This window comes from Acidovorax sp. SUPP2825 (genome assembly GCF_030158995.1).
Lineage (GTDB): Bacteria > Pseudomonadota > Gammaproteobacteria > Burkholderiales > Burkholderiaceae_C > Paracidovorax.
Map to the genome: position 1 here is coordinate 269,020 of NZ_BQXK01000001.1, position 16,411 is coordinate 285,430.

The 16,411-nt window shown below is 69.4% G+C and carries 15 protein-coding genes; 10 read left to right on the forward strand and 5 right to left on the reverse strand.

Annotated features, from left to right (window positions below):
* Nucleotides 1–17: 17 nt before the first annotated feature.
* On the reverse strand, nucleotides 18–4,202 hold the full coding sequence (locus AVAK2825_RS01160) for a DUF4132 domain-containing protein (RefSeq protein ID WP_284393351.1): 4,185 nt from the start codon (nucleotides 4,200–4,202) through the stop codon (nucleotides 18–20).
* A gap of 79 nt (nucleotides 4,203–4,281) precedes the next feature.
* On the reverse strand, nucleotides 4,282–6,183 hold the full coding sequence (gene kefC / locus AVAK2825_RS01165; RefSeq protein ID WP_284393353.1) for a glutathione-regulated potassium-efflux system protein KefC: 1,902 nt from the start codon (nucleotides 6,181–6,183) through the stop codon (nucleotides 4,282–4,284).
* A gap of 114 nt (nucleotides 6,184–6,297) precedes the next feature.
* Here kefC and AVAK2825_RS01170 point away from each other — a divergent pair, with 114 nt between their 5' ends.
* The 3 genes from AVAK2825_RS01170 (at nucleotide 6,298) to AVAK2825_RS01180 (ending at nucleotide 8,226) form a co-directional block, all read left to right on the forward strand.
* Complete coding sequence (locus AVAK2825_RS01170; protein ID WP_284393355.1) at nucleotides 6,298–6,936, forward strand: LysE family transporter; 639 nt, start codon at nucleotides 6,298–6,300, stop codon at nucleotides 6,934–6,936.
* 142 nt (nucleotides 6,937–7,078) lie between these two features.
* Nucleotides 7,079–7,696 (forward strand): nucleotide-binding protein, encoded by a 618-nt coding sequence (locus tag AVAK2825_RS01175; protein ID WP_284393358.1) that lies wholly within the window; start codon nucleotides 7,079–7,081, stop codon nucleotides 7,694–7,696.
* A 65-nt stretch (nucleotides 7,697–7,761) separates the two neighbouring features.
* Nucleotides 7,762–8,226 carry a MaoC family dehydratase gene (locus AVAK2825_RS01180; RefSeq protein WP_284393360.1) on the forward strand — a complete coding sequence of 155 codons (465 nt, stop codon included), beginning with the start codon at nucleotides 7,762–7,764 and terminating at the stop codon, nucleotides 8,224–8,226.
* A gap of 99 nt (nucleotides 8,227–8,325) precedes the next feature.
* Here AVAK2825_RS01180 and AVAK2825_RS01185 read toward each other — a convergent pair whose 3' ends face one another.
* A complete protein-coding gene (locus AVAK2825_RS01185; RefSeq protein WP_284393362.1) occupies nucleotides 8,326–8,640 on the reverse strand; it encodes a DUF4148 domain-containing protein in 315 nt (104 codons plus the stop codon).
* 209 nt (nucleotides 8,641–8,849) lie between these two features.
* On the opposite strand from AVAK2825_RS01185, the gene AVAK2825_RS01190 reads away from it, so the two are divergent.
* Complete coding sequence (locus AVAK2825_RS01190) at nucleotides 8,850–9,815, forward strand: LysR family transcriptional regulator (protein WP_284393364.1); 966 nt, start codon at nucleotides 8,850–8,852, stop codon at nucleotides 9,813–9,815.
* Between the two features lie 24 nt (nucleotides 9,816–9,839).
* Here the strand turns inward: AVAK2825_RS01190 and trmL are convergent, their stop codons facing one another.
* Nucleotides 9,840–10,301: a tRNA (uridine(34)/cytosine(34)/5-carboxymethylaminomethyluridine(34)-2'-O)-methyltransferase TrmL gene (gene trmL, locus AVAK2825_RS01195; RefSeq protein WP_272565035.1), complete on the reverse strand. Its 462-nt coding sequence runs from the start codon at nucleotides 10,299–10,301 to the stop codon at nucleotides 9,840–9,842.
* Nucleotides 10,302–10,382: 81 nt separating this feature from the next.
* Nucleotides 10,383–11,105 (reverse strand): ComF family protein, encoded by a 723-nt coding sequence (locus tag AVAK2825_RS01200; protein WP_284393368.1) that lies wholly within the window; start codon nucleotides 11,103–11,105, stop codon nucleotides 10,383–10,385.
* Between the two features lie 37 nt (nucleotides 11,106–11,142).
* On the opposite strand from AVAK2825_RS01200, the gene AVAK2825_RS01205 reads away from it, so the two are divergent.
* The 6 genes from AVAK2825_RS01205 to AVAK2825_RS01230 all read left to right on the forward strand — a co-directional run bounded on the left by AVAK2825_RS01205 (nucleotide 11,143) and on the right by AVAK2825_RS01230 (nucleotide 16,365).
* A complete protein-coding gene (locus AVAK2825_RS01205) occupies nucleotides 11,143–12,048 on the forward strand; it encodes a methyltransferase domain-containing protein (RefSeq protein WP_284393370.1) in 906 nt (301 codons plus the stop codon).
* 489 nt (nucleotides 12,049–12,537) lie between these two features.
* Complete coding sequence (gene coxB, locus AVAK2825_RS01210) at nucleotides 12,538–13,707, forward strand: cytochrome c oxidase subunit II (protein ID WP_284393372.1); 1,170 nt, start codon at nucleotides 12,538–12,540, stop codon at nucleotides 13,705–13,707.
* 33 nt (nucleotides 13,708–13,740) lie between these two features.
* On the forward strand, nucleotides 13,741–15,381 hold the full coding sequence (gene ctaD, locus AVAK2825_RS01215) for a cytochrome c oxidase subunit I (RefSeq protein ID WP_272549039.1): 1,641 nt from the start codon (nucleotides 13,741–13,743) through the stop codon (nucleotides 15,379–15,381).
* Between the two features lie 13 nt (nucleotides 15,382–15,394).
* Entirely contained in the window at nucleotides 15,395–15,505 is a 111-nt protein-coding gene (locus AVAK2825_RS01220) for a cytochrome oxidase small assembly protein (RefSeq protein WP_272549038.1), read from the forward strand.
* Nucleotides 15,506–15,526: 21 nt separating this feature from the next.
* Nucleotides 15,527–16,150 (forward strand): cytochrome c oxidase assembly protein, encoded by a 624-nt coding sequence (locus AVAK2825_RS01225; RefSeq protein WP_372588226.1) that lies wholly within the window; start codon nucleotides 15,527–15,529, stop codon nucleotides 16,148–16,150.
* Nucleotides 16,147–16,365 carry a DUF2970 domain-containing protein gene (locus AVAK2825_RS01230; protein WP_284393374.1) on the forward strand — a complete coding sequence of 73 codons (219 nt, stop codon included), beginning with the start codon at nucleotides 16,147–16,149 and terminating at the stop codon, nucleotides 16,363–16,365. The genes AVAK2825_RS01225 and AVAK2825_RS01230 overlap by 4 nt, the downstream gene beginning before the upstream one ends.
* Nucleotides 16,366–16,411 lie beyond the last annotated feature (46 nt).

Consider the following 16,411-nt stretch of genomic DNA (forward strand, 5'->3'; position numbering starts at 1 on the left):
AGCCATGCGATGGCCGGTCAGGCGCGAAGCCCCTCCATGTCGCGGATCAGCTCGCTGGCGGAGATGGCGTCCAGGCGGCCGATGGGCTCGGCATTCTGCAACTCGCCCCAGGCGGAAGGCTTGCCCACCTGCACCTCGCCCAGTTCCTGCTCGGGGTACTCGTCCACCATGCCCACGATGATGCCGGGGTCCAGGTGCAACTCGATCACGTGGGCAGCCCCCAGCGGCTTGGTGAAGTACCAGATGCCGCCGCCGTCCTGCGCCTGCCCGCGGCGCCAGCCCTTGTTGACCAGGCCCAGCACGCGGCCCGTGGGCACCTTGGCTTTGGTCCAGCGCGAGAGCTTGATGTCGGCCTTCTCCGCCTCGGTCAGCGTGTAGGTGTCGCGGCCGATCTGCGGGAACGGCTGCAGCAGCTCGTAGTCCGCGAAGATCTGGCCGAAGGCCGCGGCGTCTTCGGGCGGCAGTTCCAGCGCATGCGGAACGCCGATGCGCACCTGCGCGCCCTCCGGGATATCGAACGGGTCGTCCTCGGCCGTGGTGGTGCTGCCGTCTTCCGCCACGCGAAAGCAGGCCGCGAGCCGGCCGCCGTAGCTGCCGCCATCGTCCACCTCGTACACGCCCCAGACCAGGCGCTGCACGATGTGGCGCACGAGCGGGTGGCCGGCGAGGAAGGTGCGGAATACCTCCGGCGTCCAGCGCCGGCGCGCGCACATGGCCACCTCCAGGCGCAGCAACTGCTGGCTGGCGATGGTGCGCGCGTCTTTCTTGAGCAGCTTGAAGCGCTCCACGGCCTGCGCCGAGAGGTCGGGGTCGTCGGTCTTCTTCGGCTTGGGCAGGTCCGGCAGGCGCGCGCCGTCGCTGCCGTCCACCGAGACCTCGCGCACATAGGGTTTGAGCGTCTCGTCGAAGCCCACCTTGAAGGCCCTCGGGCCGAATTCGAGCCGCAGGGTGCCCTGCGCGTCCAGACCCAGGTCGGGCGCGAGGCGGTCCTCCAGTTCCTCGGGGCTCAGGCCCCGCGCCTCGGCGATGGCGGCGATCTTCTCGCGGGCCTTGTCCTGCAGGCCCTTGAACTTGATCTTCTGTGCGATGCCGTTGAGCAGCATCAGTGCGACGTCGGTGCCGATCTGCGCGAGCACGTCCAGCCCCGTGACGGCGCGCGCATGGGCCGACTCGCCGGGCCAGGCGCGGATGAAGGGCGTGAGCCGGCGAGCGGTGTCGTCGGTGCCCAGCAGGCCCAGCGCGGTCAGCGCCCAGCCGTCCTTCGACGGGCCGCCCGCTTCGAGCCAGGCGCCGAACGCATCCCATGCGAAGTCGGCCAGCGAATCGGGCGCGCAGGCCTCGCGCACCACGGCGATGCCGGCATACACCTCCTCGCTCGTGGGGAAGGTCAGCATCTGGCCGAGCGCGTCGAGCGCTTCGTCGGGCAGCGCCTTGCCGCGGCCCGGGCCGTCCTGCAGCACCGGGCGGCGCCAGCCGCGCGGCTGCCAGAACTCGGGCAATTTGGCGCGCTTGGTCGGGAAGCGGTCCAGCGGGCTTTCGTCGAGCACGGTGCGCAGCGCCTGCAGGACCGTGTCGTCACCGTAGCGGCCGGCCACCTCCATCAGGAGGGCCCCGTGGCCCTGCGCATGCAGCAGCCGCAGGGCGGCGCCCGCGCAGTCGCGCGCCTCGCCCGCTTTGCCCAGGGCCGGCGCGATGAGCGCACAGGCCGCGTGCTCGGGGTATTTCAGCAGCCAGGCGCGGCCGGTGTCGCGCGCGGTCTTGAGCTTGGCGAACGCGCGCGCGGCCGTGGGGGCGATCTCCACGGCACCGTAGTGCATCGCCCAGGCCAGGTTCTCGGCCGGCTTCGCGCGCACCATGGCGGTGAGCGCCGGCAGCGCGGGCAGGCCCAGCTTGGCGATCGCATGGCCCACGCCGTAGCCCTCGGCCTCGCCCGCCACGGCATTCCAGAACGGCACGGCAAGCGCTGGAGGCAGCGTGGCCGCGGCCACGCAGTCGAAGGAATACCAGTAGTAGCGCTCGCGCTTGCGCTCGGCCAGCATGGCGCGCCATGCCGCGATGAGCGCGTCGGCGTCTCCCGCCCGGATGGCGCGCGCGGCGTCCTCGGCCAGGGGGGCGAGCTGCTTTTTCCTGTTCGTGTCGAAGCCCAGCAGATCCACCATCTCCAGCACGTCCTGCGCCGCTTTCGCAAAGCGGTTGAGATGCCAGGAGTTGAGGCGCTGCGCCTCTTCGCGTTCGCCCGGCGCCCATTCCTCGACGGGGGCCAGCGGCAGCGGCTCCAGCGCCAGCGCCGCCGCGGTCTTGCGCGCGGTCTTCGCAAGCCAGGGCGGATCGGCGAGCACGGCCGGCAATTCTTCGCGGGCGGCCACCTCGGCCGGGCCGGTGAGGAGGGCCAATTGCCGGTCCACGGCGGCCTGCGCGGCGGCATCCAGCCAGGGGCGCAGCAGCGGCACGCTCTGCCCGTGCGCACGCAGCAGGCGCGAGAGCATGGGCGTGAGCAGGCCGGCGTCCTTTCCATCCGCGGCCACCAGCCGCGAGAGGGCCGCGATCGCCGCGAGCGGCCAGCGGTCCGCTGCCAGGGACAGGCGCGCCAGCGCGCCCTTGGAGCTGCTGGCGGCCTTGGCCAGCGCATGCACGGCCTCGGGCGTGCCGAGGGTGGCCAGCGCTTCGCCGGCGGCCTCCTCGGCGGCCCCGCGTTCCAGCACCGCCACCGCGCCGGTGCCGCGTTCGCGCACGGCCGTCGCCACCATGCGCCGGTTGCCCCAGAAGCCCTCGGAGTAGCCCAGCCGCGTCTTCGCGGCCAGCGCGATCGCGGCGGGGTCGGTGGCCGTGAGCATCAGCCAGTGCAGGGTGTCGGGCACCTCCTTCTCGGCGGCGAGCCGGTGCGCCAACGCGTCGGAAACGGCAGGCCGGTCGGGCAGCAGCAGCGCCATCGTCGGCTGCCGGCTCGGATGCAGGGAGGGCAGGGCGGCCTCGATGCGGTCCGCACAGGCTTCCCACTCGGCCTGTGGCGCGGCCGCGAGATGGCGGCGGAAGGCTTCCTCGCCCTGGCCCAACGGCCCGCGCCATCCGTTGCTCATCGCGCGGGTCACGGTGGTGGACAGGTGCGCACGGCGCTTCTTGGTGGTCGAGTCGTAATCGTTGGTCGTCTCCAGGCGCTGCGCTGCCATGAGGATGTCGACGGCCCCGGGCAGTCCGTACTGCGCCACGAGGTAGTCCACGATGGCGGCGGCCGGTTCGTTCTCGCCGTAGTAGCCCGAACTGGCCAGGGCCAGCGCGAGCAGTGCCGTGTCGGCCTCTGCATCGGCCTCGGCCGTGGGCCGGGCGAGGCGGTCGATGGTGCGCTGCAGCGGATCGCGCAGGGGCGCATCGGTGGCGGGCAGGTCGACGAGGAAATCGCAGTTGCTGCGCACGCGCTGCCATGCCTGGGGCAGTGCAGCGGCTTTCGCTTCCTGGGGGAAACGGCGCGAGGCATAGGCCTCGCGCTCCATCTGGGACGGCAGGCGCACGGGGTCGCCCTGGGCCAGCCAGGGCGGCACCGCGCCGGGCCCGCCGTCACCGGCCGGGGCATCGGTGGGCGCTGCGGCCGGCGGGGTGGTCTCGGCCCCAGCCGCCGTTTCGGCGAGCAGGGCCTGGGCGAGGGCGGTCGCGCGCTTGTCGACCTGCGCGGTCGTGCCCCAGCCCGTCAGCAGGCCTTCGGATTTCAGGCGCTCGAACGCCATCGAGGCACCCTGGTCGCTCACGCCGTGCTGGCGCTTGAGCACCGCGGCCGAGAACACTTCGTCCACCTTCACCGCACCCTCGGCCAATTGCGTGCAGAAGGCGGTGAAGACGCGATCGCACTGCGCATCCAGGCTTTCCGCCGGGGCGGGAGCCGGTGCAGAAGCGCTGGCGGTGGCGAAGCGCCCGGCACCATCCGTGGCCGCCTGCCTGGAAGCGGCCTGGGGCGCGGGCGCCTTGGCGGGCGCTGGCGAGGCACCGATGGCGGCACCCGGGGCCACGCCGACTTCGCTGTAGCCCTTGTTCGTTTTCTCGGTGACCAGCTTGGTCAGCGCCGCCGAGGCCTTCGCGGCGTCGGCGAACGACTTGGTCTGGCTCTGGCCGGCCGTGCCGATGCGGCCCCACCGGATGTTCAGGTCCGAGCCTGCGGGCTCGATCTCCCAGAATTTGCTGGAGTTTCCTTCGATCAGTTCGAAACGGCGCATGGGGTCGGGTGTCCTTTCGCAAACGGGTCTGGGGGAATGGCCGGCGGCCGCGGCCCGGGCCGCGGAGCCGGTCGAAAAGTCAGGCGCTGCCGGGCGGCAGGCCGGTGCGCTCGGCGGGTGGGGCATGGCCTGCGGCGTCCGCGGGGGTGCCCGTGTCTGCGTTCGCCGCGGCGGACGCGGCTTCCTGCCGCTCCTTGGCCATCTGTTCCACCAGCTGCTGGCGCCCTTGCCGCGCCACCGCGATGAACTTCTCCTGGTTCTTGTGGTGCGGGTACATGCGGTTGGCCAGGTCGATGTTGTGTTCGCGGAACCGGTCCGCCACGCGCTGGGCCTCTTGCGCCGGCAGGCCCATGAGTTCCAGCACCGTGCGGGCGGTCTTCAGGCTGGACTCGAACAGCTCGCGCTCGACGTGCTCCACGCCCAGATCGCGCAGCGCGTTCCAATGGCTCATGTTGCGGGCGCGGGCCACGATTTTCAGCTGCGGAAAGTGAGCGCGCGCCAGTGCGGCGATCTTGACGGACTGGCCCGTGTCGTCCACCGCGATGACCAGGATGCGGGCCTGCGCGGCCCCTGCGATGCGCAGGAGCTCCAGGCGCGTGGCGTCGCCGTAGAACACGCGGTAGCCGAAGGTGTGGGCCACCTCCAGCATCTCCACGCTGTGGTCCAGCACGGTGGTCGGAACGGCTTGCAGCAGCATGGTGCGCGCGACGATCTGCCCGTAGCGCCCGAAGCCCGCGATGATGACCGGCGCCTCCTGCGGCTCGGAGATCTCGGCCGCGGCCGGCACATCGGTCTTGAGCCGCGCATAGCGGCGCAGCAGCACGCGGTCCAGCAGCACCAGCAGCAGCGGCGACAGCAGCATCGACAGCGCCACGGCGCCGATCAGCAGCGACGCGGTTTCGGCCGGCAGCGCGCCCGCCGTCGATGCCGCCTGGAACACGACGAACGCGAACTCGCCGCCCTGCGCCAGCAGCAGCGTCATCACGGGCCGCTCCTGGTACGGCGTGCCGGTCACGCGCGCCAACGCGTAGATCACCACGCCCTTGATGACCAGAAAGCCGAGCAGCACCAGGGCCATCAACCCGGGCGAGCGCATCAGCACGCCGAAGTCGATGGACATGCCCACGGCCATGAAAAAGAGCCCCAGCAGCAGGCCCTTGAAGGGCTCGATATCGGCCTCCAGCTCGCGCCGGTATTCGCTGTCGGCCAGCAGCACGCCGGCGAGGAAGGCGCCCAGCGCCATCGACAGGCCCACGATCACCATCAGCCAGGCGATGCCCACCACCAGCAGCAGCGAGGCGGCGGTGAAGATCTCCGGCGTCCTGCTCTTCGCGATCCAGCGCAGCACCGGACGCAGCAGCAGCCGCCCGCCCAGCACGATGCCGCCCACCACGCCCACGATCTTGCCCGCCTCCAGCAGCAGGTCGGGCGTGGCATGGGGTGCGGCCTCGGCCGCGGCGGCAGCGCCCAGCAGCGGCAGCAGCGCCAGGATGGGAATGGCCGCCACGTCCTGGAACAGCAGGATCGAGAACGCCTTTTGCCCGCTGTCGGTGCGCATCAGGTTGCGCTCGTTGAGCGACTGCAGCGCGATGGCCGTGGACGACAGTGCCAATCCCAGCGCGCCCACCAGCCCCACGCGCCACGGCAGGCCGCAGGCCCACGCCGCCAGCCACAGCAGCGCCGCGCACCCCAGCACCTGCGCGCTGCCCAGCCCGAAGATCGGGCGCCGCAGGCTCCACAGCCGGCTGGGCTGCAGCTCCAGACCGACGAGGAACAGCATCAGCACCACGCCGAACTCGGCGAAATGCAGGATGTCCTGCACGTTGCTCACCAGGCCCAGGCCCCAGGGGCCGATGGCGATGCCCGCGGCCAGGTAGCCGATGATCGCCCCCAACCCCAGCGCCCGCGCGATGGGCACGGCGAGCACGGCCGCGCCCAGGTAGAGGAAGCCGTAGGTGAGCCAGGTGGGTGCGTGGGCCATGGAGAAAGAAGGGGGTGGAGAGAGAGGCGGTGAAGGGACCTCGGCAATTTTGCATCGGTAAGATCGGCGGCTCCCGATCCTTTCATCTTCTTTCCTTTCTTTTCCGGCGGACCCATGGACCTGCACACCTGGCTGGCATTTTTGGCGGCGGCTTGCCTCATCGCGATCTCGCCGGGCTCCGGCGCCGTGCTGTCCATGAGCCACGGGCTCACCTACGGCGTGCGAAAGACGGGCGCCACCATCCTCGGGCTGCAACTGGGGCTGCTGCTGATTCTCGTGATCGCCGGGGCGGGCGTGGGCTCGCTGCTGCTGGCATCCGAGACGGCGTTCAGCGCGGTGAAGATCCTGGGCGCGTGCTACCTCATCTACATCGGCATCGCCCAATGGCGCTCGGGCGATGCGTCGTCCCTGCCGGGCGGGGAGGCCGCGCCGGCGGGCCCGTGGCAAAAGCGCTGCCTCACGGGCTTTCTGACCAACGCCACCAACCCCAAGGGCATCATTTTCATGGTCGCCGTGCTGCCCCAGTTCATGACCGACACGCGCCCACTGTGGACGCAACTGCTCGCCATGGCGGCCACCATGGTGGCGGTGGACATGGCCGTCATGCACGGCTATGCCGCGGGCGCCAGCGCGCTGCGCCGCCTGCTGCGCAACGCCCGCGCGGTGCGCGCGCAGAACCGCGTGTTCGGCGGCCTGCTGATGGCCGTGGGCACGGGGCTCTTCTTCGTCAAGCGCGGGGCCCAGCACGGCTGAATTCGTTTGCTATTAAAAATATAGCAATATGCCCTAGTGGAATATGCACTGGAGGGGTTTTTGACTCATACTCCCCAGCCCGGCCCCGGGCGGCGCTACCATCGCCCCCGCCAACCCAACTTTTGACACCCAGGAGGCGTGCATGCCAGTGATCGCAGTGGCCAATCCCAAGGGCGGCGTGGGCAAATCCACGCTCGCCACCAACATCGCCGGCTATTTCGCCAGCCAGGGCCACGCCGTGGTGCTGGGCGACGCCGACCCGCAGCAGTCGTCCCAACTGTGGCGCGGGCTGCGGTCCCCGGCCGTGCGGCCCATCGGCGACTGGCCGGTGCAGCCCGACGCCATCGGCCGCCCGCCCAAGGAGGCCACCCACGCGGTGCTGGACACGCCCGCGGGCCTGCACGGCGCGCAGCTCAAGTCGGTGCTCCAGCTGGCCGACAAAGTGATCGTGCCGCTGCAGGCCAGCGTGTTCGACATCTTCGCCATCCGTGGCTTCCTGGACGAGCTGGCCCAAAGCCGCCATGCGGCGAACGTGCAGATCGGCATCGTCGGCATGCGGGTCGATGCCCGTACCATCGCGGCCGACAAGCTGGGCGAGTTCGTCGAAAGCCTGGGCCTGCCGGTGCTGGGCCGGCTGCGCGACACGCAGAACTACATCCATCTGGCCGCGCAGGGCCTGTCGGTCTTCGACGTCTCGGCCAGCCGCGTGGCGCGCGACCTGGAGCAGTGGCAGGGCATCTGCGACTGGCTCGACCAGTAGGCCGGGGCGCGCGGCTGTCGCGCGCCCGACAACGCGCACGGCCCGCCCCGGCCTAAAGTGCGCGCATGAAAACCTTCCAGACGTATTCCGAAGTGGCCGCCTGCGTGGGCAGCGAGGTGGCGGTGACCGACTGGATCACCATCACCCAGGCGCAGATCGACCAGTTCGCCGAGGCCACGGGCGACCACCAGTGGATCCATGTCGATCCCGAGCGCGCTGCCCAGGGCCCGTTCGGCGCGCCGATCGCCCACGGGTTTCTCACGCTGTCGCTGATTCCGCGGTTCTTCGAATCGGCGTTCGCCATCGCCGGCGCGCGGATGGGCGTGAACTACGGGCTCAACCGCGTGCGCTTCACCTCGCCCGTGCCCGTGGGCAGCCGCCTGCGAGCGCGGCTCACGCTGCAGGCTTGCGAGCCCGCCGCGCCGGACGGCATCCAGATGACCTGGCTGGTCACCATCGAGCGCGAAGGGTCCGACAAGCCCGCGTGCGTGGCCGAGTCCCTGGCGCGCAACTACGGCGCCGCGCCCTGAAGGCGCCCCATGAAAAAGGCCCGCAGGGCGAACCTGCGGGCCTTTTTTTCGGGGAGGGGCTGGGCCGGCCGCAACCGGCCGGGCCGCCGTGCGATCAGATCAGTGGTCGCCGCTGACCGTGTTGCGCGACTTCGCGGCCGCCACGGTTTGCGCCTGCACTTCCTTGCGGGTGACGACCGTGGCGTTGCCGGAGACGGCCAGGGGCGCGGGCACGTCGTACCAGTCGCCGGCGCGGGGCAGGGTGCCGTTCTGGCGGGCGGCCACCAGGTCGGCCACGACGGCTTCACGGGTCAGCGCGCTGGAAGCGGCGACAGGGGCGGGATAGTCGGAGCCGTCGCCTTCCACCCCGGCGTGGGCGGCGAAGGCGCTCAGGGCGATGGCGGCAGCGGTGGCGAGAGTGCAGTAGTTGTTCATGATGGTGTCCTTCATTGGTTGGTGTTTCCGGGCAAGGCTGGTCTTGTTGGGGGCCGGTCTTGTCCTGCCTCGGTGGGTCCGCCTTCAGGCTTCCTCATCGATGGGTTGAACTGTACGCAGGGTTAACCCTTTGAAAAACAGCACTCCTGGCAATGAATAATTAACGAAATTGAAATAATCGCGGCCCTTGAAACGCCGTCATTCCTGCAATGGATAGATTGCTGACGATGCGCGTGTTCCAGTCCGTCGTGGACCAAGGCGGCTTCGCCGCGGCCGCGCGCGCGATGGACCTGTCGGCCGCGGCGGTCACCCGGCTGGTTGCCGACCTGGAGAGCCACATCGGCACCCGACTTCTGCAGCGGACCACGCGCCGGGTCTCGCTCACCGATGCCGGCGAGGCCTATCTGGCCCGCGTGCGTACCATCCTGGCCGACGTGGAGGAGGCCTTCGCTGCGGCCCAGGCCCACACCTCGGAGATCGCCGGCGTGCTGCGGCTGCACGCGCCGCCGGTGCTCGCGGTCCACATCCTCGCGCCGCTGGTGGAGGGCTTTCACCGGGCGCATCCCCGGGTGGTGCTGGACATCCATGTGGATTCCTCGCTGGAGCCGCCCATCGGCGATTTCGACATCACGCTGCTGAGCGACGACGCGGTCTTCGGCGCCAACGTCATCACCCGGCCCATCGTGCGGTCCGACAGCGTGGTGTGCGCCTCGCCCGCCTACCTGCGGGACCACGGCACGCCGCAGGTGCCGCAGGACCTGGCCCGGCACCAGTGCCTGCTGCGCCGGCGCAGCGACACCAAACCCGGGGTGATGCGCCTGTTCGATCCCCTGCTGGGCCACCGGGCCATCGACATCGAGGTGCAGCCGGTCTGCGTGACCAACCACATCGAGACCCTGCTGCGCGCTGCGCTGGATGGTGCGGGGCTGACCTCGCTGCCGGTCGATCTGGCCGCGCCCTATCTGCGCAGCGGGCAACTGGTGCGGGTGCTGGCGCCCTGGACGGCGGGGCGCTTCACGCTGTATGCGGCCTTTCCGAGCCGCAAGTTCATGCCCGCACGCACGCGGGCCTTCCTGGATTTTCTGAGCGCCCGCACGCGCAAGTCCGTGGAGGAGGCGCTGCAGGCCCCTGGCGTCCTGGACCAAAACGCGGCTCCGCCCGCACCGCAGGCCTGAAGGCCAGGCCCGGGCCTCAACACATCAAAGGAAGCTGTTTTGCCGCCAGGCTTCGTACACCGTGACCGCCACGGCGTTCGACAGGTTCAGGCTACGCTGTCCCGGCACCATGGGCAGCCGCAGCTGCTGGGCCGGCGGGAACGATTCGCGCAGCTCGGGCGGCAGGCCGCGCGTCTCGGCGCCGAACACCAGCCAGTCGCCGGCGCGGAAGCTGGTCTCGTACACCGTGAGCGTGGCGTGCGTGGTCATGGCGAACATGCGGGTGGCGTCCGGCTCGGCATCGCGCAGGAAGGCGGTCCATCCCGCGTGGCGCTGCACCTCGGTGTACTCGTGGTAGTCGAGGCCCGCGCGCTTCATGAGGCGGTCTTCCATGGAAAAACCCAAGGGTTCGATCAGGTGCAGCCGGCACGCGGTGTTGGCGGCCAGCCGGATCACGTTGCCTGTGTTGGGCGGGATCTCGGGTTCGACAAGAACGATATGAAACATGGCGTCTATTGTCGGCATCTGCGCCGCACCCAGCGCGAAAGCTCGTAAACAAACGTATCCAGGCCCGGTGATCGGCCCCGGTCAGGGGCTGTCGGTGCGGGCGACCACCACCGCGGTGATGTGCACGGCGCCGGCCTCGCGCAGCACCCGCGCCGCCGCGTGCAGCGTGGCGCCCGTGGTCATCACGTCGTCCACCAGGACGACGCTGCGGCCCGCGATGCGCGTGGCGCGTGCGGGCTCCAGCGCGAACGCGCCGCGCAGGTTGCGCAGCCGGTCCTTGCGCGGCAGGCCGCTCTGCGCCTCGGTGGCGCGGGTGCGCAGCAGGCTGGCGGCATCCGCCTTCGCTGGCGACAAGGCGCGCGCCAGCAGCGCGGCCTGGTTGAAGCCGCGCTCTTTCATCCGCTCGCGCGACAGGGGAATGGGCAGCAGGCAGTCGGCCGCTTCCACGGCCGGTTCCACCCAGGGCGTGCTGCGAAGCAGGGTGGCCAGCGACGGCGCCCAACCGGGATCGGCCCGGAACTTGAAGTCGGCCAGCGCCTGCGCCCACGGGTAGCCGTAGTCCACCGCGGCAAGGCAGGCGTCCAGCGGCGGCGGGTCGGTGAGGCAGTGCCCGCAGCGCGCCACGCCCGACGGCACGGGCAGGGCGCAGGTCGCGCAGCGCGGCTGCGGTTGCGCGAAGCGGGTGGCGCAGGCATCGCAGACGCGCCGCGCGGGCCAGGCATGGCAGATGGCGCACTGGCTGGGCACGGCACCCAGGGCCGCGCCCAGCCAGTGCGATATCCCTGCAAGGTGCCTGTGGAGCATCGACTCAATATACTCGCCGCGACCCCCGTTCCCCACGATGCCAGAGCACCTTCCCCCCACCATCGACCCGCCCGCCGCGGCCCGCTGGCACGCCGCCGCCCCCGCCGTCTCCCCCTGGCTGCACGAGGAGGTCGCCCGGCGCATGGACGACCGGCTCCAGTGGATCCGCCAGGCCCCGGCCGCCTGGTGCGACTGGGACCCGGTGCGCGGTGGCCTGCAGGCCCATGCCCTGGTGCGCCAGCGTTACCCCCAGGCCACCTGCCAGGTGGCGGAAACCGCGGCGCGCCGCCAGCCGGTGGCCGAGCAGGCACTGGGCGCGGCATGGTGGAGCCCTGCGCGCTGGGGCGGGCGTGCTCCGAAGTTCGGCCTGCCAGCGGACGGCAGCGTCAACATGGTGTGGTCCAACATGGCGCTGCACACGGCCGCCGACCCGCAGCGGCTGATCGGCCAGTGGCACCGGGCGCTCGCCGTGGACGGCTACCTCATGTTCTCCTGCCTGGGCCCCGACACCGTGCGCGAACTCCATGCCGTCTATGCCGAACTGGGCTGGCCGCCCGCCGGCCATGCCATGACGGACATGCACGACTGGGGCGATATGCTGGTGCAGGCCGGGTTCGCCGAGCCGGTGATGGACATGGAGCGCATCCGGCTGACCTTCGCCACCCCGGCCCGGCTGCTGAAGGAGTTGCGCGAACTGGGTTGCAACCTGCACCCGGCGCGCTTCCCCGCGCTGCGCGGGCGGCGCTGGCGCGAGCGCCTTGAGCAGGCGCTGGCCGACCGCCTGTCCGACCCCAACGAGGGCGGCCAGCTGGCGCTGACCTTCGAGATCGTCTATGGCCACGCCTTCAAGCCGGCGCCACGGTTGCGGGTGAGCGAGAGCAGCGCCGTGTCGCTGCAGGACATGCGCGCCATGCTGCAGGGGGCGAGGAAACCGGGCGCCTGAGGGTGTTTTCCCGGGGGCAGGGCCCCCATGATCCGTCGCAACAGCAGGCTACAATTCTTGGCGGTGCTGTTCCGGAACTTCTGCTGCGCGGTGCGATCCCTGCGGCCCCGCCGGGAGGCCGCCTGTCGGCGGCAGGCTCTGCGGTCGGCGCGAAACCTTCCAACCTTCTCATGGTTTGTACGGGGCTGTGCAGCGGATGTCGCCGCGGGCCTTGCAATCGGGCCACGGGAACGGCATGCTGCACGGTGCAGGGTACGCGCCAACCCGCGCGGGCCTTGAAGGTCAGGAGACAAAAAGCGAAGCACCGCCGGTGCTCCGCATCGATGAAACCGGGTTCATGTGGAACCCAGCCGCGCTGAAGGGCTCGGGCATTGCGCCCCAAGGCCCGGGCACGGTCTGGATGTTGGAATTCGCATGGCTTTGTGCGCCGCCCCGACCCCACGCGGGGGCGCCCAGGGATTGGTTAATTGAGGCTTAGAAGTGAGAACTATGAAGAGCATTTCCAACAAGCTGGCTTCTTTGCTGCTGATGGCGGGTGCATGGGTGGGCACCGCAGCCTACGCCGTGCAGGATCTTCCCGGTGGCCCGGCCGTCAACCAATTGAACCTGGCGCCTCCGGTCACCCGCATCGCCGAGGAGCAGCAGTTCCTGCACTGGATGATGCTCATCATCTGCACGGTGATCTTCATCGCCGTGTTCGCGGTGATGTTCTATTCGATCTGGAAGCACCGCAAGTCGCGCGGCGTCAAGCCGGCCAATTTCCATGAGTCCGTGACCGTCGAGGTCATCTGGACCATCGTGCCCTTCATCATCGTGATCCTCATGGCGCTGCCCGCCACCAAGGTGCTCGTGGCGCAAAAGGACACCACCAACGCCGACCTGACCATCAAGGTCACCGGCTACCAGTGGAAGTGGGGCTACGACTACATCACCGGCGAAGGCCAGGGCCTGGCGTACATCTCCACGCTCGACAGCAGCCACCGCCGCATGTCCGACAGCGGCAACGTGAGCAACGCGCCGGCCGACTACCTGCTCAAGGTGGACAACCCCCTGGTGGTGCCCGTGGGCAAGAAGGTGCGCGTGATCACCACCGCCAACGACGTGATCCACTCGTTCATGGTGCCGGCCTTCGGCATCAAGCAGGATGCGATCCCCGGCTTCGTGCGCGACACCTGGTTCCGCGCCGACAAGGTGGGCGACTACTACGGCCAGTGCGCCGAGCTGTGCGGCAAGGAGCACGCCTACATGCCCATCCACGTGAAGGTCGTGTCTGCCGCCGACTACACGCAGTGGGTGGCGGGCGAGAAGAAGAAGGCCGCGGCCAAGCTGGACGACCCGAGCAAGGTGTGGACGCTGCAGGACATCCTGCCGCGCGGCGAGAAGGTCTATGCCGCCAACTGCGCGGCCTGCCACCAGGCCAACGGCAAGGGCGCGGGCCCCATCAAGCCGCTGGACGGCTCCGCCATCGTCAAGAGCGACGACCACACCCAGCAGATCCACATCGTGCTCAAGGGCGCCGCCAACGGCGCCATGCCCTCCTGGGCGCAGTTGAGCGACACCGATCTGGCGGCCGTGGTGAGCTACACCAAGAACGCCTGGTCCAACAAGACGGGGCAGATCGTGCAGCCGTCCGAGATCCTGGCCCAGCGTGGCAAATAGCCACCCACGCCCCAACGCACTGAGGAATCCAAGATGAGCGCAGTTCTCGACAACCACGGTCACGCGGGCGGCCACGCACACGACAGCCACGGCGATCACCACCACCACGGCCCGACGGGCTGGCGGCGCTGGGTGTTCGCGACCAACCACAAGGACATCGGCACGCTGTACCTGCTGTTCTCGTTCACCATGCTGATGGTGGGCGGCATCCTGGCGCTGCTGATCCGCGCCGAGCTGTTCAAGCCCGGCCTGCAGCTGGTGAACCCCGAGCTGTTCAACCAGCTCACGACCATGCACGGCCTGATCATGGTGTTCGGCGCCATCATGCCGGCGTTCGTGGGCTTCGCGAACTGGATGATCCCGCTGCAGATCGGCGCATCCGACATGGCCTTCGCGCGCATGAACAACTTCAGCTTCTGGCTGATGATCCCGGCGGCCATCATGCTGGTGACCTCGTTCCTCATGCCTGGCGGCGCGCCGGCGGCGGGCTGGACGCTGTATGCGCCGCTCACGCTGCAGATGGGCCCGTCGATGGATGCCGGCATCTTCGCGATGCACATCCTGGGGGCCTCGTCCATCATGGGCTCGATCAACATCATCGTGACCATCCTGAACATGCGCGCCCCCGGCATGACGCTGATGAAGATGCCCATGTTCGCGTGGACCTGGCTCATCACCGCCTACCTGCTGATCGCCGTGATGCCCGTGCTGGCCGGCGCCATCACCATGACGCTGACCGACCGCCACTTCGGCACCAGCTTCTTCAACCCCGCCGGTGGCGGCGACCCGGTGATGTACCAGCACATCTTCTGGTTCTTCGGCCACCCCGAGGTGTACATCATGATCCTGCCGGCCTTCGGCATCATCAGCCAGATCGTGCCGGCGTTCTCGCGCAAGCGGCTGTTCGGCTATGCCTCCATGGTGTATGCCACCTCGTCCATCGCCATCCTGTCGTTCATCGTGTGGGCCCACCACATGTTCACGACCGGCATGCCCGTGACCGGCCAGCTGTTCTTCATGTACGCCACCATGCTGATCTCGGTGCCCACGGCCGTGAAGATCTTCAACTGGATCGCCACCATGTGGCGCGGCTCCATGACGTTCGAGACCCCGATGCTGTTCGCCGTGGGCTTCATCTTCGTGTTCACCATGGGCGGCTTCACCGGGCTGATCCTGTCGATGGCCCCCATCGATATCCAGCTGCAGGACACCTACTACGTGGTGGCCCACTTCCACTACGTGCTGGTGGCCGGCTCGCTGTTCTCCATGTTCGCCGCGTACTACTACTGGGCGCCGAAGTGGACCGGCGTGATGTACAGCGAAACCCGGGGCCGCATCCACTTCTGGGGCTCGCTCATCACGTTCAACGTGACGTTCTTCCCCATGCACTTCCTGGGCCTGGCCGGCATGCCGCGCCGCTATGCCGACTACCCCATGCAGTTCGCCGACTTCAACATGCTGGCCTCCATCGGCGCGTTCGGCTTCGGCCTGATGCAGGTGTACTTCTTCCTGTTCATCGTGGTGCCCGCGATGCGCGGCAAGGGCGAAGTGGCGCCTCAGCGCCCGTGGGAAGGGGCCGAGGGCCTCGAATGGGAAGTGCCTTCGCCGGCGCCTTTCCACACGTACGAGACGCCTCCGAAGCTGGACGCCTCGGCCACCCGCGTGATCGGCTGAGGAGGGACTGGCAATGACCCCCGAGCAAAAGAAGTCCAACCGGCGCATGGCGCTGATCCTGGCCTCGGTGGCCGTGGCCTTCTTCGTCGGCTTCATGGTCAAGATGGCCTGGCTGGCCCGCTGAAAGCCTGGACGCGCCATGGGCATGTTCCGCACCGAAAACGCCAAGATGGTGGGCAAGCTGGCCGTGATCTCGGTCGGCATGTTCGCCTTCGGCTACGTGCTCATTCCCATCTACAAGCACATCTGCGAGATGACCGGCATCAACATCCTGTCGCTGTCCGAGCGGCAGGTGCCGGGCAACGGGGTGGCGGGCCGCGATGTGAAGGTGCCCGCGAACACGCAGGTGGACAAGAGCCGTACCATCACCGTGGAGTTCGATGCGAACGCGCGCGGCCCGTGGGACTTCAAGCCCGCGCAGCGCTCGCTGCAGGTGCACCCGGGCGAGCTGGCCACGGTCATGTACGAGTTCCAGAACGTGCAGAACCGCCGCATGGCCGCGCAGGCCATCCCGAGCTACGCACCGCGGCAGGCGGCCGCGCACTTCAACAAGCTCGAGTGCTTCTGCTTCAACCAGTACGTGCTGGAGCCGGGCGAAAAAAAGCAATGGCCCGTGGCGTTCGTGATCGACCCGCGCCTGTCCAAGGACGTGACCACCATCACCCTGTCCTATACCTTCTTCGAGGTGGGCGGCAAGACGCCGCCCGCGCCCACCGAGCCCACTGCCGCGCTGCCGGCCGGCGTGGTGCCGCAGGGGGCCGGATCGTGAGCCCGCGCAGCCCCGGCGAATCGCCAGCGCGCCGCAAGGGCTCGCTGCTGCGCACCGTGCGGGCGGTGGCGTGGTCGTTCATCGGCCTGCGCAAGGGCTCGGAATACCAGCAGGACGTGGAGCGGCTGAACCCCATCCACATCATCGCCGTCGGCCTGGCCGCGGCGCTGCTGCTGGTGGTCGGGCTGATCGCGCTGGTCAACTGGGTCGTCTGATGGACGGCCGCAGCCCGACGGATAACAACGATTTGAGATTCAGGAG